This window comes from Devosia sp., from assembly GCF_036563435.1.
Taxonomy (GTDB): Bacteria; Pseudomonadota; Alphaproteobacteria; order Rhizobiales; family Devosiaceae; genus Devosia.
Genome location: NZ_DATCMJ010000012.1, coordinates 51,131 through 66,647 on the forward strand (window position 1 = coordinate 51,131; position 15,517 = coordinate 66,647).

Consider the following 15,517-nt stretch of genomic DNA (forward strand, 5'->3'; position numbering starts at 1 on the left):
AAGTAGATGTACCTAATTGGCCTCCTGCGCAGTAAGTCACTGCTAACGTCCGGTAAATTTGCAGATGCCGGTTGAAAGCGGCCCGTTGCTTATTGGCCCTATCTGAGGAGAGCAGCATTGTTGCCATGGATCAAGCTCGATCGCGCCATCGTGCCCGGCGGGGGCGGAGAGTTGCAGTTGATGCAGCGGGGGTCGGAGTTCTCGATCATGGCGGGCACCAACGAACTGATGAACAGCCGGCTCAGCGGATCGGAAGAGGCCCTGGCGACCCTGTCGGCGGAGCGCGTGGGCAAGCGCACAGGCGCAAGGGTGCTGATCGGCGGTTTGGGTATGGGCTTCACGCTGCGGACGGCACTCAAGGCGTTTCAGGCGGAGAGCACGATCCTGGTGGCCGAGCTGGTGCCCGAAGTCATCGGCTGGGCACGCGGGCCGCTGGCTTCGATCCACGGCGACAGTCTCGATGATCCGCGGGTCAGCCTCTACCAGGGCGATGTGGGTGCGGCGATTGCCGGGAGCGGGATGTTCGACGCGATCCTCCTCGATGTCGACAATGGACCGGACGGGCTGTCGCGGCCCAGCAATGACCGGCTCTATTCGGCCGCGGGGCTTGCGCGGAGCAAGGCGGCGCTTACGCCGGGTGGGCACCTGGCGGTCTGGTCCTCGGCCCCGGATGCTGGGTTCACCCGGCGGCTGAAGCAATCGGGCATGGCGGTGGAGGAGCTCAGCGTCCGGGCGAATGGCAAGCGGGGCGGCGCACGGCATGTGATCTGGTTTGCCACCAAAGGGGGCGCTATTCCTCGATGATCTCCTTGATGCGGCTGGCAAGCTTTTCCATAGGGAAAGGCTTGGTGATCATCTGCATGCCCGGCTCGAGAAAGCCCGAAGCCAGGGTGGCGTTCTCGGCATAGCCAGTCATGAACAGGATCTTGAGTTCGGGCCGCAGCTGGCGTCCGGCATCGGCGACCTGGCGGCCATTGAGGCCGGGAAGGCCAATGTCGGTGACCAGGAGGTCGATGCGCTGCTTGGACTGGAGGATGGCAAGGCCCGAAGGACCATCATGGGCCTCCAGCGCGCGATAACCAAGTTCGGAGAGAACTTCCACGACGAGCCCGCGGACGACGGCCTCGTCTTCGATCACCAGAACGGTTTCGCCGGCGTGGGAGACATGCTCCTCGCCCAGTTGCGGTAGTTCCTCGGCATCTTCGCCTTCTCCGTAGAACCGGGGAAGGTAGAGCTTGACCGTGGTGCCCTCACCCACCTCGCTGTAGATCTTAGCATAGCCTTCGGACTGCCGCGCAAAGCCATAGATCATGGAGAGACCGAGACCTGTCCCCTGCCCGATGGGTTTGGTGGTGAAGAAGGGCTCGAAGGCCTTGGCGATGACATCGGGCGTCATGCCGGTGCCGGTATCGGTGACACAGATGCAGATATATTGGCCCGGCCTGATTTCCCGTTCGCGCGCCGCATATGCGTCGTCGAGATGGGCGTTGCAGGTTTCGATCGTGAGCTTGCCCCCGCCGGGCATGGCGTCGCGGGCGTTGATGGCGAGGTTCAGAATGGCGCTTTCGAGCTGGTGCGGATCGCACTTGGTGGTCCACAAACCACCGGCAAGGACCATCTCGAGCTGGATGTTCTCGCCGATGGTGCGGCGCAGCAGATCCTCCATCTGGCTGACAAGTTGGTTGGCCTTGATGGGCTTGGGGTCCAGCGGCTGGCGGCGGGAGAAGGCCAGCAGGCGATGTGTCAACGCGGCAGCGCGATTGGCTGTCGTGGTAGCGGCTGTCAGGAAGCGGTCGACGTCGCCAAGGCGCCCCTGCGCGATGCGGCGCTGGGCGATGTCCAAGGAGCCCACGATGCCTTGAAGGAGATTGTTGAAGTCGTGGGCGATGCCGCCGGTGAGCTGGCCAACGGCCTCCATCTTCTGGGACTGACGCAAGGCCTCTTCGGCCTGGCGAAGCGCATCCATCGCTTCTTTTTCAGCCGTGATGTCGCGCCCTACGGCGTGGATGTGCGACTCGTAGGGGACCGCCGTCCAGCTCAGGGCACGATAGGAGCCGTCGCGGTGACGATAGCGGTTTTCGAATGCCAGGGTGGTGTGGCCATCGGCGAGCTTGCCCACTTCTGCGAGCGTCGTCTCGACATCGTCTGTATGCACAAAGCCGAGCAGCGACTGGCCGACCATGTCGGCCTCTTCGTAGTCGAGGATCCGCTTCGCCGACGGGTTGACCGAGGTGATGACCCCTTCGTAGTCGGCTACGAGCATCAGTTCCTGGGAAATGCTCCACAGGCGGTCATGGTCGCGAGTACGAGCCTGAACGTTCGCTTCGAGGTCGCGATTGGCCAGCTCAAGAGCCGAGCGGGACTGCGCCAGCTCCTGACGCGCCAAAACGATATCGTTGATGTCGTTGTTGAAGCCGATCCAACTGACGGTGCCGTCTTCCGCCTCGACCGGAGCGCCGCGGATCAGGAACCAGCGATAGCTGCTATCGCGGTGACGTAGCCGCGCCTCGAGCTGATACTCGCCACCGCGGGCGCGCGCCTTGTCCCAGAGATCCTGCAGATGGTCGACGTCGTCCGGGTGAATGACCTCGGACCAGCCCAGTGGCAGGGCCACCTCAGGCGTTTGCCCGGTATATTCGTACCACCGTTCATTGAGATAGCTCAGCGTGCCGTCGGCATTGCCGAACCAGACAATGGCCGGCGACAGTTCGGAAAGCTGGCGGAAGCGCTCCTCGCTGGTGCGCTGCGCCGCCTCGGCCCGGGCGCGCTCAAGCGCGGACCAGGTTCTTTCCGCCACCTCCTGGACCAGCCGGATCTCGTCCTGCGTCCAAACCCGCGGAAAGCGGTGATGGATGTACATGGCAGCGATCATGCGCCCGGACTTCACCAGGCTCGCCGTCAGAGCAGATGCTGTTTCGAGATAGGCAAACGCCTGGAGGCTCTCGGGGGACGAGGTTCGGGGATCCGTGTTGACGTCCTCGATGACCAGAGGCTCACCCCGGCGCAGCGCTCCGTGAATCTCAGGCCCGAAGGCTGCCAGATCGTGCACGCCGTTGTAGTTGCCAATCGACCCGTCGGTCCAATTGCGCTCGGTGGTGAAGTAGCGTTCGGTCGCCTCCACGTCTCCGTAGCCGACGCGCCCCACCTTGAGGTGTTCGCCCACAGCCTGTTGCGCCACCTGGATGATGTCGTCGGGCGAAGTCAGTGTGCGCAGCCGGTTTTCGAGTTCGAGGTGGAAGGCCTGGGTGCGCAGCGACAGCACGGCATTGGTGGTTTCGGTTGCGGCGCATAGCATGCCCACCACATCGGCACCGATGCGAATGGGCGTATAGGAGAAGCTGAACCAGGCATCCTCCAGGTAGCCCTTGCGCTGCATGGGGATCTGGAGGTCTTCGAACCAGCTTGGCTCACCGCCCATGCTGCGTTCCACGAGGGGGCTGATCTGGGGCCAGATGTCGTGCCAGACTTGCTGGAACGGCTGGGCCATTGCCCCAGGGTGCTTGCCGCCAAGGATTGGCGCATAGGCATCGTTGTAGAGGAAGGTCAGTTCCGGACCCCAGGCGATGAACATGGGCTGCTGCGCATCGAGCATGGTGCCGACGAAGCTCCGCAGCACGTCCGGCCAGGTCTCAGGCTGCCCTAGCGGATTGGCACTCCAATCGACCTGGGACAAGAGGTGGCGCGCCTCCCCCTTTCCGTGCAGGAAGAGCGGTTGCTTGTCGCTAGAGCTTATTTCAACCACCGGGGGACCAATCGAGAAAGAGTATGAAGCCTAAGGCCGCAACAAGAATTCAGCGGATTGTGCAAAGTTCCAACAAGCGCGAAGAACCAAGAACTTAGGTAAATTCACCCGGCTGCATCCATGCGTCCACCTCTTGCGATGGCTGGAGCCAGCGGAGTTGTCACAGAAATCAGTATAAGCGAGAAATGGTGCCCGGGACCGGAATCGAACCAGTGACACGCGGATTTTCAATCCGCTGCTCTACCAACTGAGCTACCCGGGCAAGGGGCGGATGAACCGCCCGGCTGAAAGCCATCGGCCTTATAGGGGAAGGGTTTTTGCGGCGCAAGCGGGAAAACCGCTTGTGGAAAAGGAGTTTGTGCACTCGCGGAAAAGAGCCCAGAACCTTGGGCTAGTCGTCCTGGTCGTAGTCCGGCACAGACGGGTCGTCCTCGCTTACAGGCTCGTCGTCGCGGGCCGGGATAACATAGCTGCCCGAAAGCCAGCGGTTGAGGTCAACATCGGCGCAGCGCTTGGAGCAGAAGGGCTTGAACTCTTCCACCGTCAGGCGACCGCAGATGGGGCACTTGCGTTCTGCCGGCATCAGACGCCCGAGAGGGTGGACTGGTTCAGCCAGTTGAACTGAACCGGATAGCCCTCGCCTGCGAGGACTTGGGCCGTTTCCATCAGCGGCAGCCCGACGACACCGGTATAGGAGCCCGAGAGCTTGACGACGAAGGCGCCGGCAATGCCCTGGATGGCATAGCCGCCCGCCTTGTCGCGCCATTCGGCGCTGGCAAGATAGGCTTCCATTTCGCGGGTGGAGAGGCGCTTGAAGCGGAGGCGCGTCTCAACCAGGCGCTGACGCTTGGCGCCCGAGGGGGTGAGCACGGTCAGCGCCGTGAAGACGCGATGGGCTCGGCCGGAGAGGAGGCTGAGGCATTCGCTGGCCTCTTCCATGGTCTCGGCCTTGGGCAGGATGCGGCGACCGACGGCCACGACGGTATCGGCAGCAAGCACCAGCGCGCCCTGGCCGAAGCCGGCGGAGCGGGCCTTGTGCTGGGCGGTCAGGGCCTTGAGATCGGCGAGGCGGGCTGCAAGCTTGCGCGGCAGTTCACCTTTTTCGGGTGTCTCGTCGACATGAGCCGGCACGAGGTGCTCTGGTTCGATGCCGATCTGATTGAGCAAAGCAAGCCGGCGCGGCGAGGCGGAGGCCAGGATCAAATCCGGACGACTGGCCATGTTCAGCCTTTACTTAAAGCGGTAGGTAATTCGGCCCTTGGTCAGGTCGTAAGGCGTCATTTCGCACAGGACCTTGTCGCCGGCCAGGACGCGAATGCGGTTCTTGCGCATGCGGCCAGCGGTGTGGGCGATGATCTCGTGCTCGTTCTCCAACTTGACGCGGAACGTCGCATTGGGGAGCAATTCAGTCACCACGCCCGGAAATTCGAGCACTTCTTCCTTCGCCATACTGTCTCCTGTTGGACCCATAGGGGCATAGCTTGCCGGCCATGGGTCGGAAAGTGGCCACTTCCTACTTCAATTCAAAGGTTTTGTGAACCTCTTGCACCAGGTCCGCTTCGTGGTGGCGCGCGTCACTGCTGGTCGCCCTTCCTAACCGCGAAAGTGGCCTCCACTTTCGCTGGCTGCGCTCCGGAAACCAGAGGCTCCAGCCGCTCCCGCACGCGCTTGCGCAGGCCATCTCGAAGGTCACGATAGGCGCCGAGCACCAGGTCCCGGTTGCCCTCGGCCAGTGAGGGATCGGGCACCTGCCAGGCCTCGATGGCGCCGGCCTCGAGTTCCTTGCGGGTGACGGCATCCATGGCGTCGGGGGAAAGGGTGATCACCAGGTCAAAGCGGTTGGCCACCAGTTCGTCCAGGATATGGGGTGTGTGGACGCTCATATCAATGCCGATCTCTTCCATGACTTCATGGACGAAGCTGTCGGCGACACCGCCATTGACGCCGACAGAGCGGGCGATGATGCGGCCGGGAAAGGCCTGCCGCGCCAAGGCAGCAGCCATGGGCGAGCGGACGGAGTTCATGGAGCAGACGAAAAGGACGGTGGGCAGTTCGCTGGTGGCCTCGTCGATGCGGGAGGCATAGGGCTGGACGGCGCAGATCAGGGTGAAGAGGCGCCGCGCGGTGTTGAGATCGATGATGATCTTGTTGTCGAGCCGGGTGCGCAGCAGTTCGGCCGCCTCGTTGTGCATGCCGCGCCGGGCCATGTCGACGGTCTCGATCTGGAAGGGCTGGGCCGAGCGGATGGCTTCGTAATAGGCGTCGCGGATGCGGAAATAGTCGCGGATGAGGCGGCGGAACGGGGTCAGGGACAGGTAGTGCGCGGCGATGGGCTGGAAGGTTTCGGGGTGGCGGACATCGAGCACGATATAGTTGCCGATGATCGACATGTGGAGCGCAAAGGGCCCGGTGGCCGTGACGCGGGCGGGGCGGAAGCTGTTGTCTTCGAGAAGATCATAGATGGCGATGCGCCATTCATGCACCTCGTCGGGATTGATCGAGGTGATGGTGTTGGGGTCGAGCGTGACGGTCACCAGGCGGTCAGTGCCCTTGGGCCGGACCGATGCGTCCATCGAGATGCTCAACGATTGAGCCTGATCGAGACGGAGCGGCCGTGGCCGTCGAGGCCCTCCACTTCCGCGAGGGTGACGGCGGCGGTGCTGAGCGCCGACAGGGAACCGGGATCGCAGCCCAGGATCGAAGTGCGCTTGACGAAGTCGAGCACGCCAAGGCCCGAGGCGAAGCGGGCAGTGCCGGCGGTGGGCAGGACGTGGTTGGAGCCGCCGACATAGTCGCCGATGGCTTCGGGCGTGTGGTGGCCGAGGAAGATCGCGCCGGCATGGCGGATGGCGCCGAGGATGGATTGCGGATCGTCCAGCGCAAGCTCGACATGCTCGGAGGCGATGCGGTTGGCCAGGTCAACGGCTTCGGTGAGCGAGGAGACGGTGATGATGGCCGAATAGTCTTCCCAGCCTTGGCGGGCATGGTCGGGATTGGGGAGCATGTCGATCTGGCGCGGGACTTCCGCCGCGACGGCGTCGGCAAGGCCCTTTTCGGTGGTCACGAGGATCGAGCGGGCGCCGGCGCCATGCTCGGCTTGGGCGATCAGGTCAGCGGCGACCCAGGCCGGGTTGGCGGAGCCATCGGCGATCACCAGCACTTCGGAGGGACCGGCGATCATGTCGATGCCGACCTTGCCGAAAACCTGGCGCTTGGCGGCAGCGACATAGGCATTGCCGGGCCCGACGATCTTGTCGACCGGCCTAATGGTGGCGGTGCCGTAGGCGAGCGCCGCGACTGCCTGGGCGCCGCCGATGCGGTAGATCTCGGTGACGCCGGCAATCTGGGCGGCAAGGAGGATGGGGGCGGCGATCTGGCCGCGCGGCGTGGGCACGACCATGGCGATGCGCTCGACGCCGGCCACCTTGGCGGGCACGGCATTCATCAGCACCGAGGAGGGATAGTTGGCGAGGCCGCCCGGCACGTAGATGCCGACGGCATCCACGGCGGTCCAGCGAGTGCCCAGGGTCACGCCCAGGTGGTCGGTATAGATGTGGTCTTGGGGCTTCTGCTTTTCGTGATGCGCTCTGATGCGGTCATGCGCAGTCTGCAGCGCCAGCCGCACTTCGGGCGTAACGCGCTCCGCGGCGGCGGCGATCTCGTCCTCGGAAATGCGCAGATCGGCGGCGGTCTTGAACTGCGTCTGGTCGAAGCGGTTGGTGAGCTCGAGCACGGCATCGTCGCCGCGGCTGCGGACATCGGCGATGATGCCAGCGACCGCGTCGTTGACGTCGCGGCTCGATTCGCGCTTGCCCTCGAGCAGCTGCTGGAACTGCGCGGCAAAGTCGGCGTCGGCACTATCGAGGCGAAGAGTCATGGCAAATCCTAGTCGAGGGCGTGGGCCGGCTTGGCCGCCGCCGCCCAGGTTGCGCCTAGATCGGAGAGGCGCGCCTCGAGGCATTCCACGCCGAGGCGCACGGTGCCGCCGCCGGCAAAGCTAAGTTCGACGATGCCGGCCGGGCCATCGATGGGCTGGAAGGTGATGGCGAGCAGTTCCAGCACGCCTTCGGGCGCGGCGGGATCAAAGCCATTGGTGACCACCGACTGCACTGCGTCGAAGTGGAGAGCGGCGCGCTTGCGCAAGCCCTTGTCGCGACGCCCCTGCCCCGTCGTCCAGTCGAAACGGTTCATCAGGAGGGCGAAGCGCCGGTCGCCGCGAGCGTAACCCATGTCGGCAACGCGCACGACGGCATCCTGCACATGCGCCGAGATGACTTCGAGGTCTTCGGTATCAAGCGCAATCAACTTGAGGTCGGTCATAGGTGGTCGGCCCCCGCACGGAAGTGAATGCCTGATCTGGTCACGCGTTCACCGATCTACAAGCTTGAGCGGCGGGGGGCAATGCCAAGACGTGCGGAAGCGCCGCCTCCCTCGCGGTTGCACCAGACAAGCGGGCCCCGGGACAAGCAGTGCCCCTGAGTGATTGTTGAGTGGGACGCTGCCGCCCCGGGGCCGATCCGATTTTACGCCGGCTACCGGACTCGCGCATGGCCCAACGCTCGCGGGTCACACGGCCGGTAACTCGACGCGCGCGATGCCACGACTTGCACCCGCGTTCGGCGTCTCCCCGGCTACTGGTCGCTGCAGCACCGCTTGTATCCCGGGCAGATGGTCCCAAGCATAAGCCTCTTTGCGGTGGCGGGGATAAGTTCGCTGCGAAATGCCGGAACAATCCACCGGCCGGACGCCTTTCCGAGCCATGGACAAGCCACGTCACCTCATAGGAACGGCCGGCTGGATCGCGCCGCGCACCCTGCCCGAGTTCGGCGGCGAAGGCAGCGGGCTCGAACGCTATGCCAAGGTGTTTCGGGCGCTTGAGATCAACACCAGCTTTTACCGCAGGCACCGCCCCGCGACCTGGCAGCGCTGGCATGATGCAGTAGCGGACGACTTCAGCTTCTCGGTGAAGCTGCCGCGCACGATCACGCACGAGAAGGGACTGGCTGGAGCCGAGGAAGAAATCGGATTTTTCTTCGAGGATGTCGCGCCGCTGGGTCGAAAACTGGGCGCGGTGCTTGTCCAGCTGCCGCCCAAGCTCGGCTTCGACGGCGCGGTTGCGGAGGCTTTTCTTCGAAGCTTGCGGGAACGGAGCTGCGTCAGCATCTTTATCGAACCCCGACATGCAAGCTGGGCAGAGGGCACGGCAAGTGCCCTGCTCCGCCAGTTTGATGTCGGTCGCGTCCTGGCCGACCCGCAAGGAGAGCCGCTGCGGGCCGCAGCCGAAGCTGGGCCAAGTTGCTACCTGCGGCTGCATGGCTCGCCCAGGATCTACTATTCAAGCTATGATGACGCGGCGCTTGCCCGATACGCGGACTATTTGTCAGCCGCGGCTGGGCCGTGCTGGTGCATCTTCGACAATACCGCTTCTGGGGCGGCGGTGGAGAATGCCCTGCGGTTCAAGGCCCTGCTCGATCAGCGCGCCTAGAGCGACTGCATCCAGCCCAGTGCGGCGCCCGTGGGGTCGCGCAGGACGCAGACGCGGCCGATGCCGTCGACATCATGGGGCGGGCGGATGGCGGTGGCGCCGTGTTCGAGCGCGGTGGCAAAGCGCTCGTCGATGTCGGTGACTTCGATGAAAGCGATCCAGTAGGACTGCGTTGTCTCGATGTCGCCTGTCTCGACGGCACCGAGGCCACCCACCACGGCCTCGCCGGACTTGATGACGAAATAGGAATGACCTTCGAGGGAATAGTCCTCGAAGGTCCAGCCGAGTGTGGTGGTGAAGAAGGCCTTGGCCTTCTCCACGTCGGTGGTGAGCAGGTCGTTCCAGACGAAGGTACCGGGCAACCTGCTCATTTATTGTCTCCCGCCATTCGAGCGTAGCTCTCATGGCCTGCTCGCCTCCAATCGCGCCACTGGCGTGATTGGCCCGCGGGACTTGCCTGCCACTCGACCATAGGTCTCGTGGCCTAGCACCTTGAAATCGCTCCACCGGAGCGATTTTGCCTGCGGCTCACGCGCTAGCCCGCAACGCGCTCAATCTCGGCGCCGCAGCGGCCGAGTTTTTCTTCGAGGCGTTCGAAGCCGCGGTCGAGGTGGTAGATGCGATTGACCACGGTTTCGCCCTTGGCGGCGAGCCCGGCGATCACCAGCGACACCGAGGCGCGCAGGTCGGTGGCCATGACCTGGGCGCCCTTGAGCTGCGACTTGCCGCGGATGGTGGCCAGCTGGCCATCGACGGTGATGTCGGCGCCGAAGCGGGCGAGCTCGGCCACATGCATGTAGCGGTTCTCGAAGATGGTTTCGCGGATGTGCGATGTGCCCGAGGACATGGTCATCAGGGCCATGAACTGGGCCTGGAGATCGGTGGGGAAGCCGGGGAACGGGTCGGTTTCCACATCCACGGCGCGGATGCCATTGCCGTTGCGCGTGACGCGAAGGCCACCAGCCTCGGGCGTCAGCTCGACGCCGGTCTGCCCCAGGATATCGAGGGCCGCCTGCAGGTGTTCGGGGCGCGCGCCCTTGAGCAGGACGTTGCCGCCGGTCATCGCCGCGGCCATGGCAAAGGTGCCGGTTTCGATGCGGTCGGGAATGACGTCGACGGTCGCGCCATGGAGGCGATCGACGCCTTCAATGGTCAGGGTGCGGGTGCCGATGCCGGAAATCCTTGCGCCCATGGCGACGAGGCATTCGGCGACATTGGTGATCTCGGGTTCCTGGGCGGCGTTTTCGAGCACGGTGGTGCCACGAGCCAGCGAGGCCGCCATCAGCAGCGTATGGGTTGCGCCCACCGACACCTTGGGGAGAGTGATGTGGGCGCCCACAAGGCCACCCTTCGGCGCTTTGGCGACTACATAGCCGTCATCGATGTCGATTTCGGCGCCGAGTTCCTTAAGCCCGTAGAGGAAGAGGTCGACGGGGCGCGTGCCGATGGCGCAACCGCCCGGCAGCGAGACGCGGGCCTCGTGGCAGCGGGCCAGCAGCGGCCCGATGACCCAGAAGCTGGCGCGCATCTTGCTGACCAGTTCATAGGGCGCGGTGGTGTCGACGATGTCGGCGGCATGGAAGGTCATGCGCTGGCCGGCGCCATCATCCTCGCCGCGGCGGCGGCCATGCACGGCGATGTCGACGCCGTGATTCTCGAGAATGCGCTCGAGCTGCTTGACGTCGGCGAGGCGCGGCACGTTCTGCAGCACCAGCGGCTCGTCGGTCAGCAAAGAAGCAATCATCAGGGGAAGGGCGGCGTTCTTGGCACCCGAAATGGGGATTTCGCCATTGAGTTCGTTGCCACCGATCAAACGGATACGGTCCATTGTCTTGTCCTATATGGCGGGCGTGAAGCCCTGCTACCTGGGGAGGAGGTAGGCCAAGTCCTAGTTGCCACGTAAGCCAGACTAGCCGTTCTCAAAACGATCAGCGCACACGTTGTGCGCCGTAGTGCATCATCACCCGGAACTGGTTTACGGTTTATTGACCGTATCGGCTCCGGGGGCCGCTTGAGGATTTGGGGCCTGCTGCTCCGAACCGGCGCGCGCCTTGGCCTGCCCCTTGCGACGGCGCAGGTTTTCGCGGAGCTTTGCGGCCAATCTTTGCTCACGCTGGGCGGCTTGTTCGGTTTTGCTCATGGGCCCGTGCCGGGAATCGGCTTTTCCTCTGCGGCCGTTGATAGGCGTTTTTTGGCCTTGCGTCGAGATTGCCCCTATGGCAAAGGAGCCCCCGTCGCGCCGGGCAGGCTGCGGTTGTCGAGCTTGTCTCGCGATCCCGCATTGATCCATGGCGCCGGATGCTGCCGTAGCTCAGTGGTAGAGCACTCCCTTGGTAAGGGAGAGGCCGCGAGTTCAATCCTCGCCGGCAGCACCAGTCGACCAGCCCGTTTTTTGATGCTCAGCGCCGTGTCTGGTGCCGATGCGTTTTCCGTAAAGTTTTAGCTAAGTGTTCAGCACCACTCTAAGGCGGGTATGGGAAATTGCGACGCCTGAACAGGTTGGGGAGCGTGAAATGGGTTGGATCATCGAGTCGGTGCGACGGTCGCTGGTGCTCAAGGTGTTTTCGATCTGCTTTGTGGCGATCCACCTGCCGCTGATCTCGCTGCTGCTCTATCTGGGTCTCGGGCAGCCTGCCGATCCCGTACCGATTCTTGTGGTGGCGCTGGTGGCGACGCTGTTGGGCAGCGCCCTCTCCTATCTTGCCGTCTATACATGGGTGAGCCCGATCGACCGGCTGGTGAAGGCGGTGGACCGCTACCAGGACGAGGGCGTGGAGCCGATCGTGGACGTGCGCGGCACCGATGGTGTAAAGCGTCTGGCCGACAAGGTCCTGGCGCTGGTGCGCACCCAGGAGCAGACGCTCAAGTCTCTCACACGGCAGGCCAATAGCGATGCCCTGACGGGGCTGGGCAACCGGCGCTGGCTGCAGAATGCCGTTTCGGTCGAAATCAACCGGGCGGCGCGGCGCAAGCAATGGGTCTGGGTCATCGCCTTTGACCTCGACCATTTCAAGCAGATCAACGACACCTATGGCCATGCGGCCGGCGACGAGGTGCTGATGATCGTGGCCGAGGCGACGCAGCGGCAGGTGCGCCCCTATGACCTGATCGCGCGCATCGGCGGCGAGGAGTTCTGTGTGGTGACCGCCGATACCGGCACGTCCTTCGGTTTCGCCATTGCCGAGCGCATCAGGAGTGCCCTCGAGGCGTGGAACCCGATCCTGGGTGGGCGGCCGGCGCAGATCACCGCCAGCTTTGGTGTCCATCGCGGCGATCCAACCGTAGAGACCTTTGCCGACATGCTGCGCAAGGCGGACGAAAGCCTTTACGAGGCCAAGGCCAAGGGCCGTAATGTGGTGGTGGGCAGCGCGCAGGCGTGAGCGGCCATTAAGACTTGGCTGGCATAGTGCGCCCCAAAAGCGGGGGCAGCATGGAACCGGGCCAGCAGAGCGTTCACCTTTCCGACGTCGTCAGTGCACTGAGCTTTGCCCTCGACATTACCGAAGGGCAGCCGGCGGGGCATAGCCTGCGCTGCTGCTGGCTGGGGATGCATCTGGGCCGGCGAATCGACCTGTCGGCGGCCGAGCTTTCGGACCTTTATTACACGCTGCTGCTCAAGGATATCGGCTGCAGCTCGAACGCGGCGCGCATCTGCAGGCTCTACCTGGCCGACGACCTGAGCTTCAAGAATGCCTACAAGATGGTGGACACCAAGCTGCCGGAGGTGCTGCGGTTTCTGGTGAGTCACACGGCGCGCAATTCGGGCATGATCGAGCGCTTGCAGGCGATGATCCATGTAGCGCGCAATGGCGGGGAGATTGCGCGGGAGCTGATCGAGACGCGCTGCCAGCGCGGGGCCGAGATCGCGCGGACCATGCGCCTTTCGGAAAGCGTGGCTTCAGGGATCCTCGATCTCGACGAGCACTGGGACGGGTCTGGCCAGCCGCTGGGCCGCGCGGGCGAGGAAATTTCATTGTTTGCACGCATTGCCCTGCTGGTCCAGGTGGCGGACGTGTTTTTCCGGCGCGGCGGGACGGAAGGGGCGGTGGCCGAGCTGCGGTCGCGGGCGGGACGGTGGTTCGATCCCAAGCTTGTTGCAGCGGTCGAGGGGCTGGCGACCGAGCCTCATATCTGGGCGGCGCTGGAGGAAGAGGGCTTGCAGGACAAGGTGATGGCGCTCGAGCCACGAAGCCTGGTGCGTGCCGTGGACGAGGATTACCTGGACGACATTGCCGCCGGCTTTGCGCGGGTGGTGGACGCCAAGAGCCCGTTTACAGCGGGGCACAGCGAACGAGTCGCGCTGTTCAGCGACCTCATCGCCGATGAGCTGGGCTATGCGCCCGAGCGGCGGCGCTGGCTGCGGCGGGCGGCGCTGCTGCATGACATCGGCAAGCTGGGCGTGTCCAATGCCATCCTCGACAAGAATGGGCGGCCGGAGCCCGACGAGTGGGCGGCGATCAAGCGGCATCCGGAGCTGGGGCGCACGATCCTTTCCAAGACTGTGGCGCTGGAAAACACGGCGGCCATTGCGGGCGACCACCATGAGCGGCTGGACGGGCGCGGCTATCCGCGCGGCCTTGCCGGCCTGGAGATCGACCTCGATACGCGGATCGTTTCCACGGCGGATGTGTTCGACGCGCTGACGGCCGACCGGCCCTATCGGGCGGCCATGCCGGCCTCGGAGGCGCTGGCGCTGATGGAAAAGGATGTGGGCACTGCGCTCGATCCGGAGTGTTTTGCGGCGCTGCAGCGGGGCCTCGTGCGCATGCAGGACGTGGCGGCGTGATAGGCGCGATCGGGAAGCGGCTCAAGCGGCTGGTGACGGGGGAGACCTCGGCATTCGCGGAGCCTTATGGGGCGCAGGAAAAGCTGGTTCTGGCGCTGCTGCTTGCAGTGGCTTTGGCGATCCGCGTGGCGGCGGCGGTCTGGTATCCGTCGGTTCATCACCCCGACGAGACGTTCCAGTATTGGGAACAGGGGCACCGCTTCGCCTTTGGCCAAGGCATGGTGCCATGGGAATATCGCACCGGCATCCGCTCCTATTTCATTCCCGGCGTGCTGGCCGGCATCATGAAGGCGGTGGCGGCGCTGGGAGGGGGAGTCGGTGCCTGGACTGTGACGATCCAGGTGCTCCTGTCGGCGCTGTCGCTGTCGATCGTGGCGACCGCCTTTGCCTGGGGGCGGCGAGCCGGCGGGACCAGCGTGGGCCTGCTGGCGGGGCTGGTTGCGGCGGTCTGGTTCGAGACGGTCTATTTTGCCGGCAAGCCGCTGACGGAGTCTATTGCGGCGAGCCTGCTGTTTCCGGCGGCCTATCTCCTGTGCCTGCCGCACCGGGCGCGGTTGTTTCCGGTCTGGGGCGGGGTGCTGCTGGGCCTGGCCTTCGTGGTGCGGTTCCAGCTGGCGCCGGCGGTGCTGGTGGTGGCGCTGGCTACCATCGTGGTGCAGGGCTGGCGGCGCAGCCTGCCGGCGGCGCTGGCAACGCTGGCGGTGATCGTGGCGGGCGGCGTGCTCGACTGGGTGACGCTGGGGTCACCGTTCCAGTCGGTGTGGCTCAACTTCGTGGTCAATGCCGTGCAGGACAAGGCCAGCAGCTATGGCGTCGAGCCGGCGCACTGGTTCGTGAGCCATTTCTCGGCCGTATGGGCTGGCTTTGCTGCGGTCATGGTGCTGCTGGTCATCGTGGGCGTAAGGCGCGCGCCGCTGTTGCTCATCATTCCGCTGGTGATCGTGCTGGCGCATTCGGCGGTGGGGCACAAGGAATATCGCTTCGTGATTCCCGCCGTGCACTTTGTTCTGACGCTGGCGGCGATCGGGGCGGCGCGCCTCCATGATGCGGCGGCGCGGGCCTATTTCCCCCGGCGGCAGGCATTGGGTCTCGTGCTGCTAGCAGGCTGCTTCACCCTGACTTCGGTGAACCTGGCCAACCAGCCGGTCTATCGCGGCAACTGGACGCGGACGGCCAATGGCATTGCCGCCTTCGAGATCGCGGCCGGCGTCGGTGACATGTGCGGCATGGCTCTGGCCGGCTGGAACTGGGTGGACACGCCCGGCTACCGCGCGCTGGGACGGGATGTGCCGATCTATCCACTGACGTCGGAGGCGCAGGCGGGAGAGCTTGGACCGGCCTTCAATGTGGTGGTGCAGCGCGGCGGCGGTTGGGAGAGCCTCAAGCAAGACTATGAGGAGGTCGGCTGCAGCGGCAATATCTGCGTGATGAAACGCGCGGGCAGCTGCACGCCAATGCCCGACGAGACGGTCAATCCCTTTCTCGTGCGCAAGGGCGAGTAGCG

The 15,517-nt window shown here is 64.6% G+C and carries 15 protein-coding genes, 2 tRNA genes and 1 pseudogene; 6 read left to right on the forward strand and 12 right to left on the reverse strand.

Annotated elements, in window-relative coordinates:
* The first annotated feature begins 117 nt into the window (after positions 1-117).
* Positions 118-804 (forward strand): hypothetical protein, encoded by a 687-nt coding sequence (locus VIL88_RS06215; RefSeq protein WP_331987030.1) that lies wholly within the window; start codon positions 118-120, stop codon positions 802-804.
* Here the strand turns inward: VIL88_RS06215 and VIL88_RS06220 are convergent.
* The 9 genes and pseudogenes from VIL88_RS06220 to VIL88_RS06255 all read right to left on the reverse strand — a co-directional run bounded on the left by VIL88_RS06220 (position 791) and on the right by VIL88_RS06255 (position 8,062).
* Positions 791-3,673: a PAS domain-containing protein gene (locus VIL88_RS06220; RefSeq protein WP_331987033.1), complete on the reverse strand. Its 2,883-nt coding sequence runs from the start codon at positions 3,671-3,673 to the stop codon at positions 791-793. The genes VIL88_RS06215 and VIL88_RS06220 overlap by 14 nt on opposite strands.
* A 255-nt stretch (positions 3,674-3,928) precedes the next feature.
* Positions 3,929-4,004 (reverse strand) — tRNA-Phe (locus VIL88_RS06225).
* Positions 4,005-4,133: 129 nt separating this feature from the next.
* Positions 4,134-4,325, reverse strand: a complete 192-nt coding sequence (yacG, locus tag VIL88_RS06230; protein ID WP_331987035.1) for a DNA gyrase inhibitor YacG — start codon at positions 4,323-4,325, stop codon at positions 4,134-4,136.
* The gene (locus tag VIL88_RS06235; RefSeq protein WP_331987036.1) at positions 4,325-4,963 is read right to left on the reverse strand and encodes a Maf family nucleotide pyrophosphatase; all 639 of its coding nucleotides are present in this window, start codon (positions 4,961-4,963) and stop codon (positions 4,325-4,327) included. Before VIL88_RS06235 ends, yacG begins: the two co-directional genes overlap by 1 nt.
* Before the next feature lie 9 nt (positions 4,964-4,972).
* Positions 4,973-5,191, reverse strand: coding sequence for a translation initiation factor IF-1 (infA, locus tag VIL88_RS06240; RefSeq protein WP_035082742.1), 219 nt, complete (start codon positions 5,189-5,191; stop codon positions 4,973-4,975).
* A gap of 125 nt (positions 5,192-5,316) precedes the next feature.
* Positions 5,317-5,847, reverse strand: coding sequence for a hypothetical protein (locus tag VIL88_RS18090; RefSeq protein ID WP_414650115.1), 531 nt, complete (start codon positions 5,845-5,847; stop codon positions 5,317-5,319).
* A pseudogene (locus VIL88_RS18095) lies at positions 5,842-6,315 on the reverse strand (UPF0262 family protein); the annotation flags it as partial. The pseudogene VIL88_RS18095 and the gene VIL88_RS18090, both read right to left, overlap by 6 nt.
* An 8-nt stretch (positions 6,316-6,323) precedes the next feature.
* The gene (gene hisD, locus VIL88_RS06250; RefSeq protein WP_331987046.1) at positions 6,324-7,619 is read right to left on the reverse strand and encodes a histidinol dehydrogenase; all 1,296 of its coding nucleotides are present in this window, start codon (positions 7,617-7,619) and stop codon (positions 6,324-6,326) included.
* Positions 7,620-7,627: 8 nt separating this feature from the next.
* Positions 7,628-8,062: a DUF2948 family protein gene (locus VIL88_RS06255; RefSeq protein ID WP_331987048.1), complete on the reverse strand. Its 435-nt coding sequence runs from the start codon at positions 8,060-8,062 to the stop codon at positions 7,628-7,630.
* A 439-nt stretch (positions 8,063-8,501) separates the two neighbouring features.
* Between VIL88_RS06255 and VIL88_RS06260 the strand changes: the two genes are divergently transcribed.
* Positions 8,502-9,227: a DUF72 domain-containing protein gene (locus tag VIL88_RS06260; protein WP_331987049.1), complete on the forward strand. Its 726-nt coding sequence runs from the start codon at positions 8,502-8,504 to the stop codon at positions 9,225-9,227.
* Here VIL88_RS06260 and VIL88_RS06265 read toward each other — a convergent pair.
* The 3 genes from VIL88_RS06265 to VIL88_RS06275 form a co-directional block, all read right to left on the reverse strand.
* Positions 9,224-9,598, reverse strand: a complete 375-nt coding sequence (locus VIL88_RS06265) for a VOC family protein (protein ID WP_331987050.1) — start codon at positions 9,596-9,598, stop codon at positions 9,224-9,226. The two genes, VIL88_RS06260 and VIL88_RS06265, sit on opposite strands and share 4 nt — an antisense overlap.
* Before the next feature lie 164 nt (positions 9,599-9,762).
* A complete protein-coding gene (murA, locus tag VIL88_RS06270; RefSeq protein ID WP_331987052.1) occupies positions 9,763-11,055 on the reverse strand; it encodes a UDP-N-acetylglucosamine 1-carboxyvinyltransferase in 1,293 nt (430 codons plus the stop codon).
* A 147-nt stretch (positions 11,056-11,202) separates the two neighbouring features.
* Positions 11,203-11,367, reverse strand: coding sequence for a hypothetical protein (locus VIL88_RS06275; RefSeq protein WP_331987053.1), 165 nt, complete (start codon positions 11,365-11,367; stop codon positions 11,203-11,205).
* A 160-nt stretch (positions 11,368-11,527) separates the two neighbouring features.
* Here VIL88_RS06275 and VIL88_RS06280 point away from each other — a divergent pair.
* The 4 genes from VIL88_RS06280 to VIL88_RS06295 all read left to right on the forward strand — a co-directional run bounded on the left by VIL88_RS06280 (position 11,528) and on the right by VIL88_RS06295 (position 15,515).
* Positions 11,528-11,602 (forward strand) — tRNA-Thr (locus tag VIL88_RS06280).
* 138 nt (positions 11,603-11,740) lie between these two features.
* Positions 11,741-12,607 (forward strand): GGDEF domain-containing protein, encoded by an 867-nt coding sequence (locus VIL88_RS06285; RefSeq protein WP_331987054.1) that lies wholly within the window; start codon positions 11,741-11,743, stop codon positions 12,605-12,607.
* 50 nt (positions 12,608-12,657) lie between these two features.
* Positions 12,658-14,013 (forward strand): HD-GYP domain-containing protein, encoded by a 1,356-nt coding sequence (locus VIL88_RS06290; protein ID WP_331987056.1) that lies wholly within the window; start codon positions 12,658-12,660, stop codon positions 14,011-14,013.
* On the forward strand, positions 14,010-15,515 hold the full coding sequence (locus tag VIL88_RS06295) for a hypothetical protein (protein WP_331987057.1): 1,506 nt from the start codon (positions 14,010-14,012) through the stop codon (positions 15,513-15,515). The genes VIL88_RS06290 and VIL88_RS06295 overlap by 4 nt, the downstream gene beginning before the upstream one ends.
* Positions 15,516-15,517 lie beyond the last annotated feature (2 nt).

Bases quoted from the DNA above. Each gene is read 5' to 3' on its own strand.
- VIL88_RS06285 (WP_331987054.1), top strand. From the start codon at position 11,741: ATGGGTTGGATCATCGAGTCGGTGCGACGGTCGCTGGTGCTCAAGGTG.
- yacG (WP_331987035.1), bottom strand. From the start codon at position 4,325: ATGCCGGCAGAACGCAAGTGCCCCATCTGCGGTCGCCTGACGGTGGAA.
- VIL88_RS06255 (WP_331987048.1), bottom strand. From the start codon at position 8,062: ATGACCGACCTCAAGTTGATTGCGCTTGATACCGAAGACCTCGAAGTC.
- VIL88_RS06290 (WP_331987056.1), top strand. From the start codon at position 12,658: ATGGAACCGGGCCAGCAGAGCGTTCACCTTTCCGACGTCGTCAGTGCA.
- VIL88_RS06265 (WP_331987050.1), bottom strand. From the start codon at position 9,598: ATGAGCAGGTTGCCCGGTACCTTCGTCTGGAACGACCTGCTCACCACC.
- VIL88_RS06235 (WP_331987036.1), bottom strand. From the start codon at position 4,963: ATGGCCAGTCGTCCGGATTTGATCCTGGCCTCCGCCTCGCCGCGCCGG.
- infA (WP_035082742.1), bottom strand. From the start codon at position 5,191: ATGGCGAAGGAAGAAGTGCTCGAATTTCCGGGCGTGGTGACTGAATTG.
- VIL88_RS06260 (WP_331987049.1), top strand. From the start codon at position 8,502: ATGGACAAGCCACGTCACCTCATAGGAACGGCCGGCTGGATCGCGCCG.
- VIL88_RS06275 (WP_331987053.1), bottom strand. From the start codon at position 11,367: ATGAGCAAAACCGAACAAGCCGCCCAGCGTGAGCAAAGATTGGCCGCA.
- murA (WP_331987052.1), bottom strand. From the start codon at position 11,055: ATGGACCGTATCCGTTTGATCGGTGGCAACGAACTCAATGGCGAAATC.
- hisD (WP_331987046.1), bottom strand. From the start codon at position 7,619: ATGACTCTTCGCCTCGATAGTGCCGACGCCGACTTTGCCGCGCAGTTC.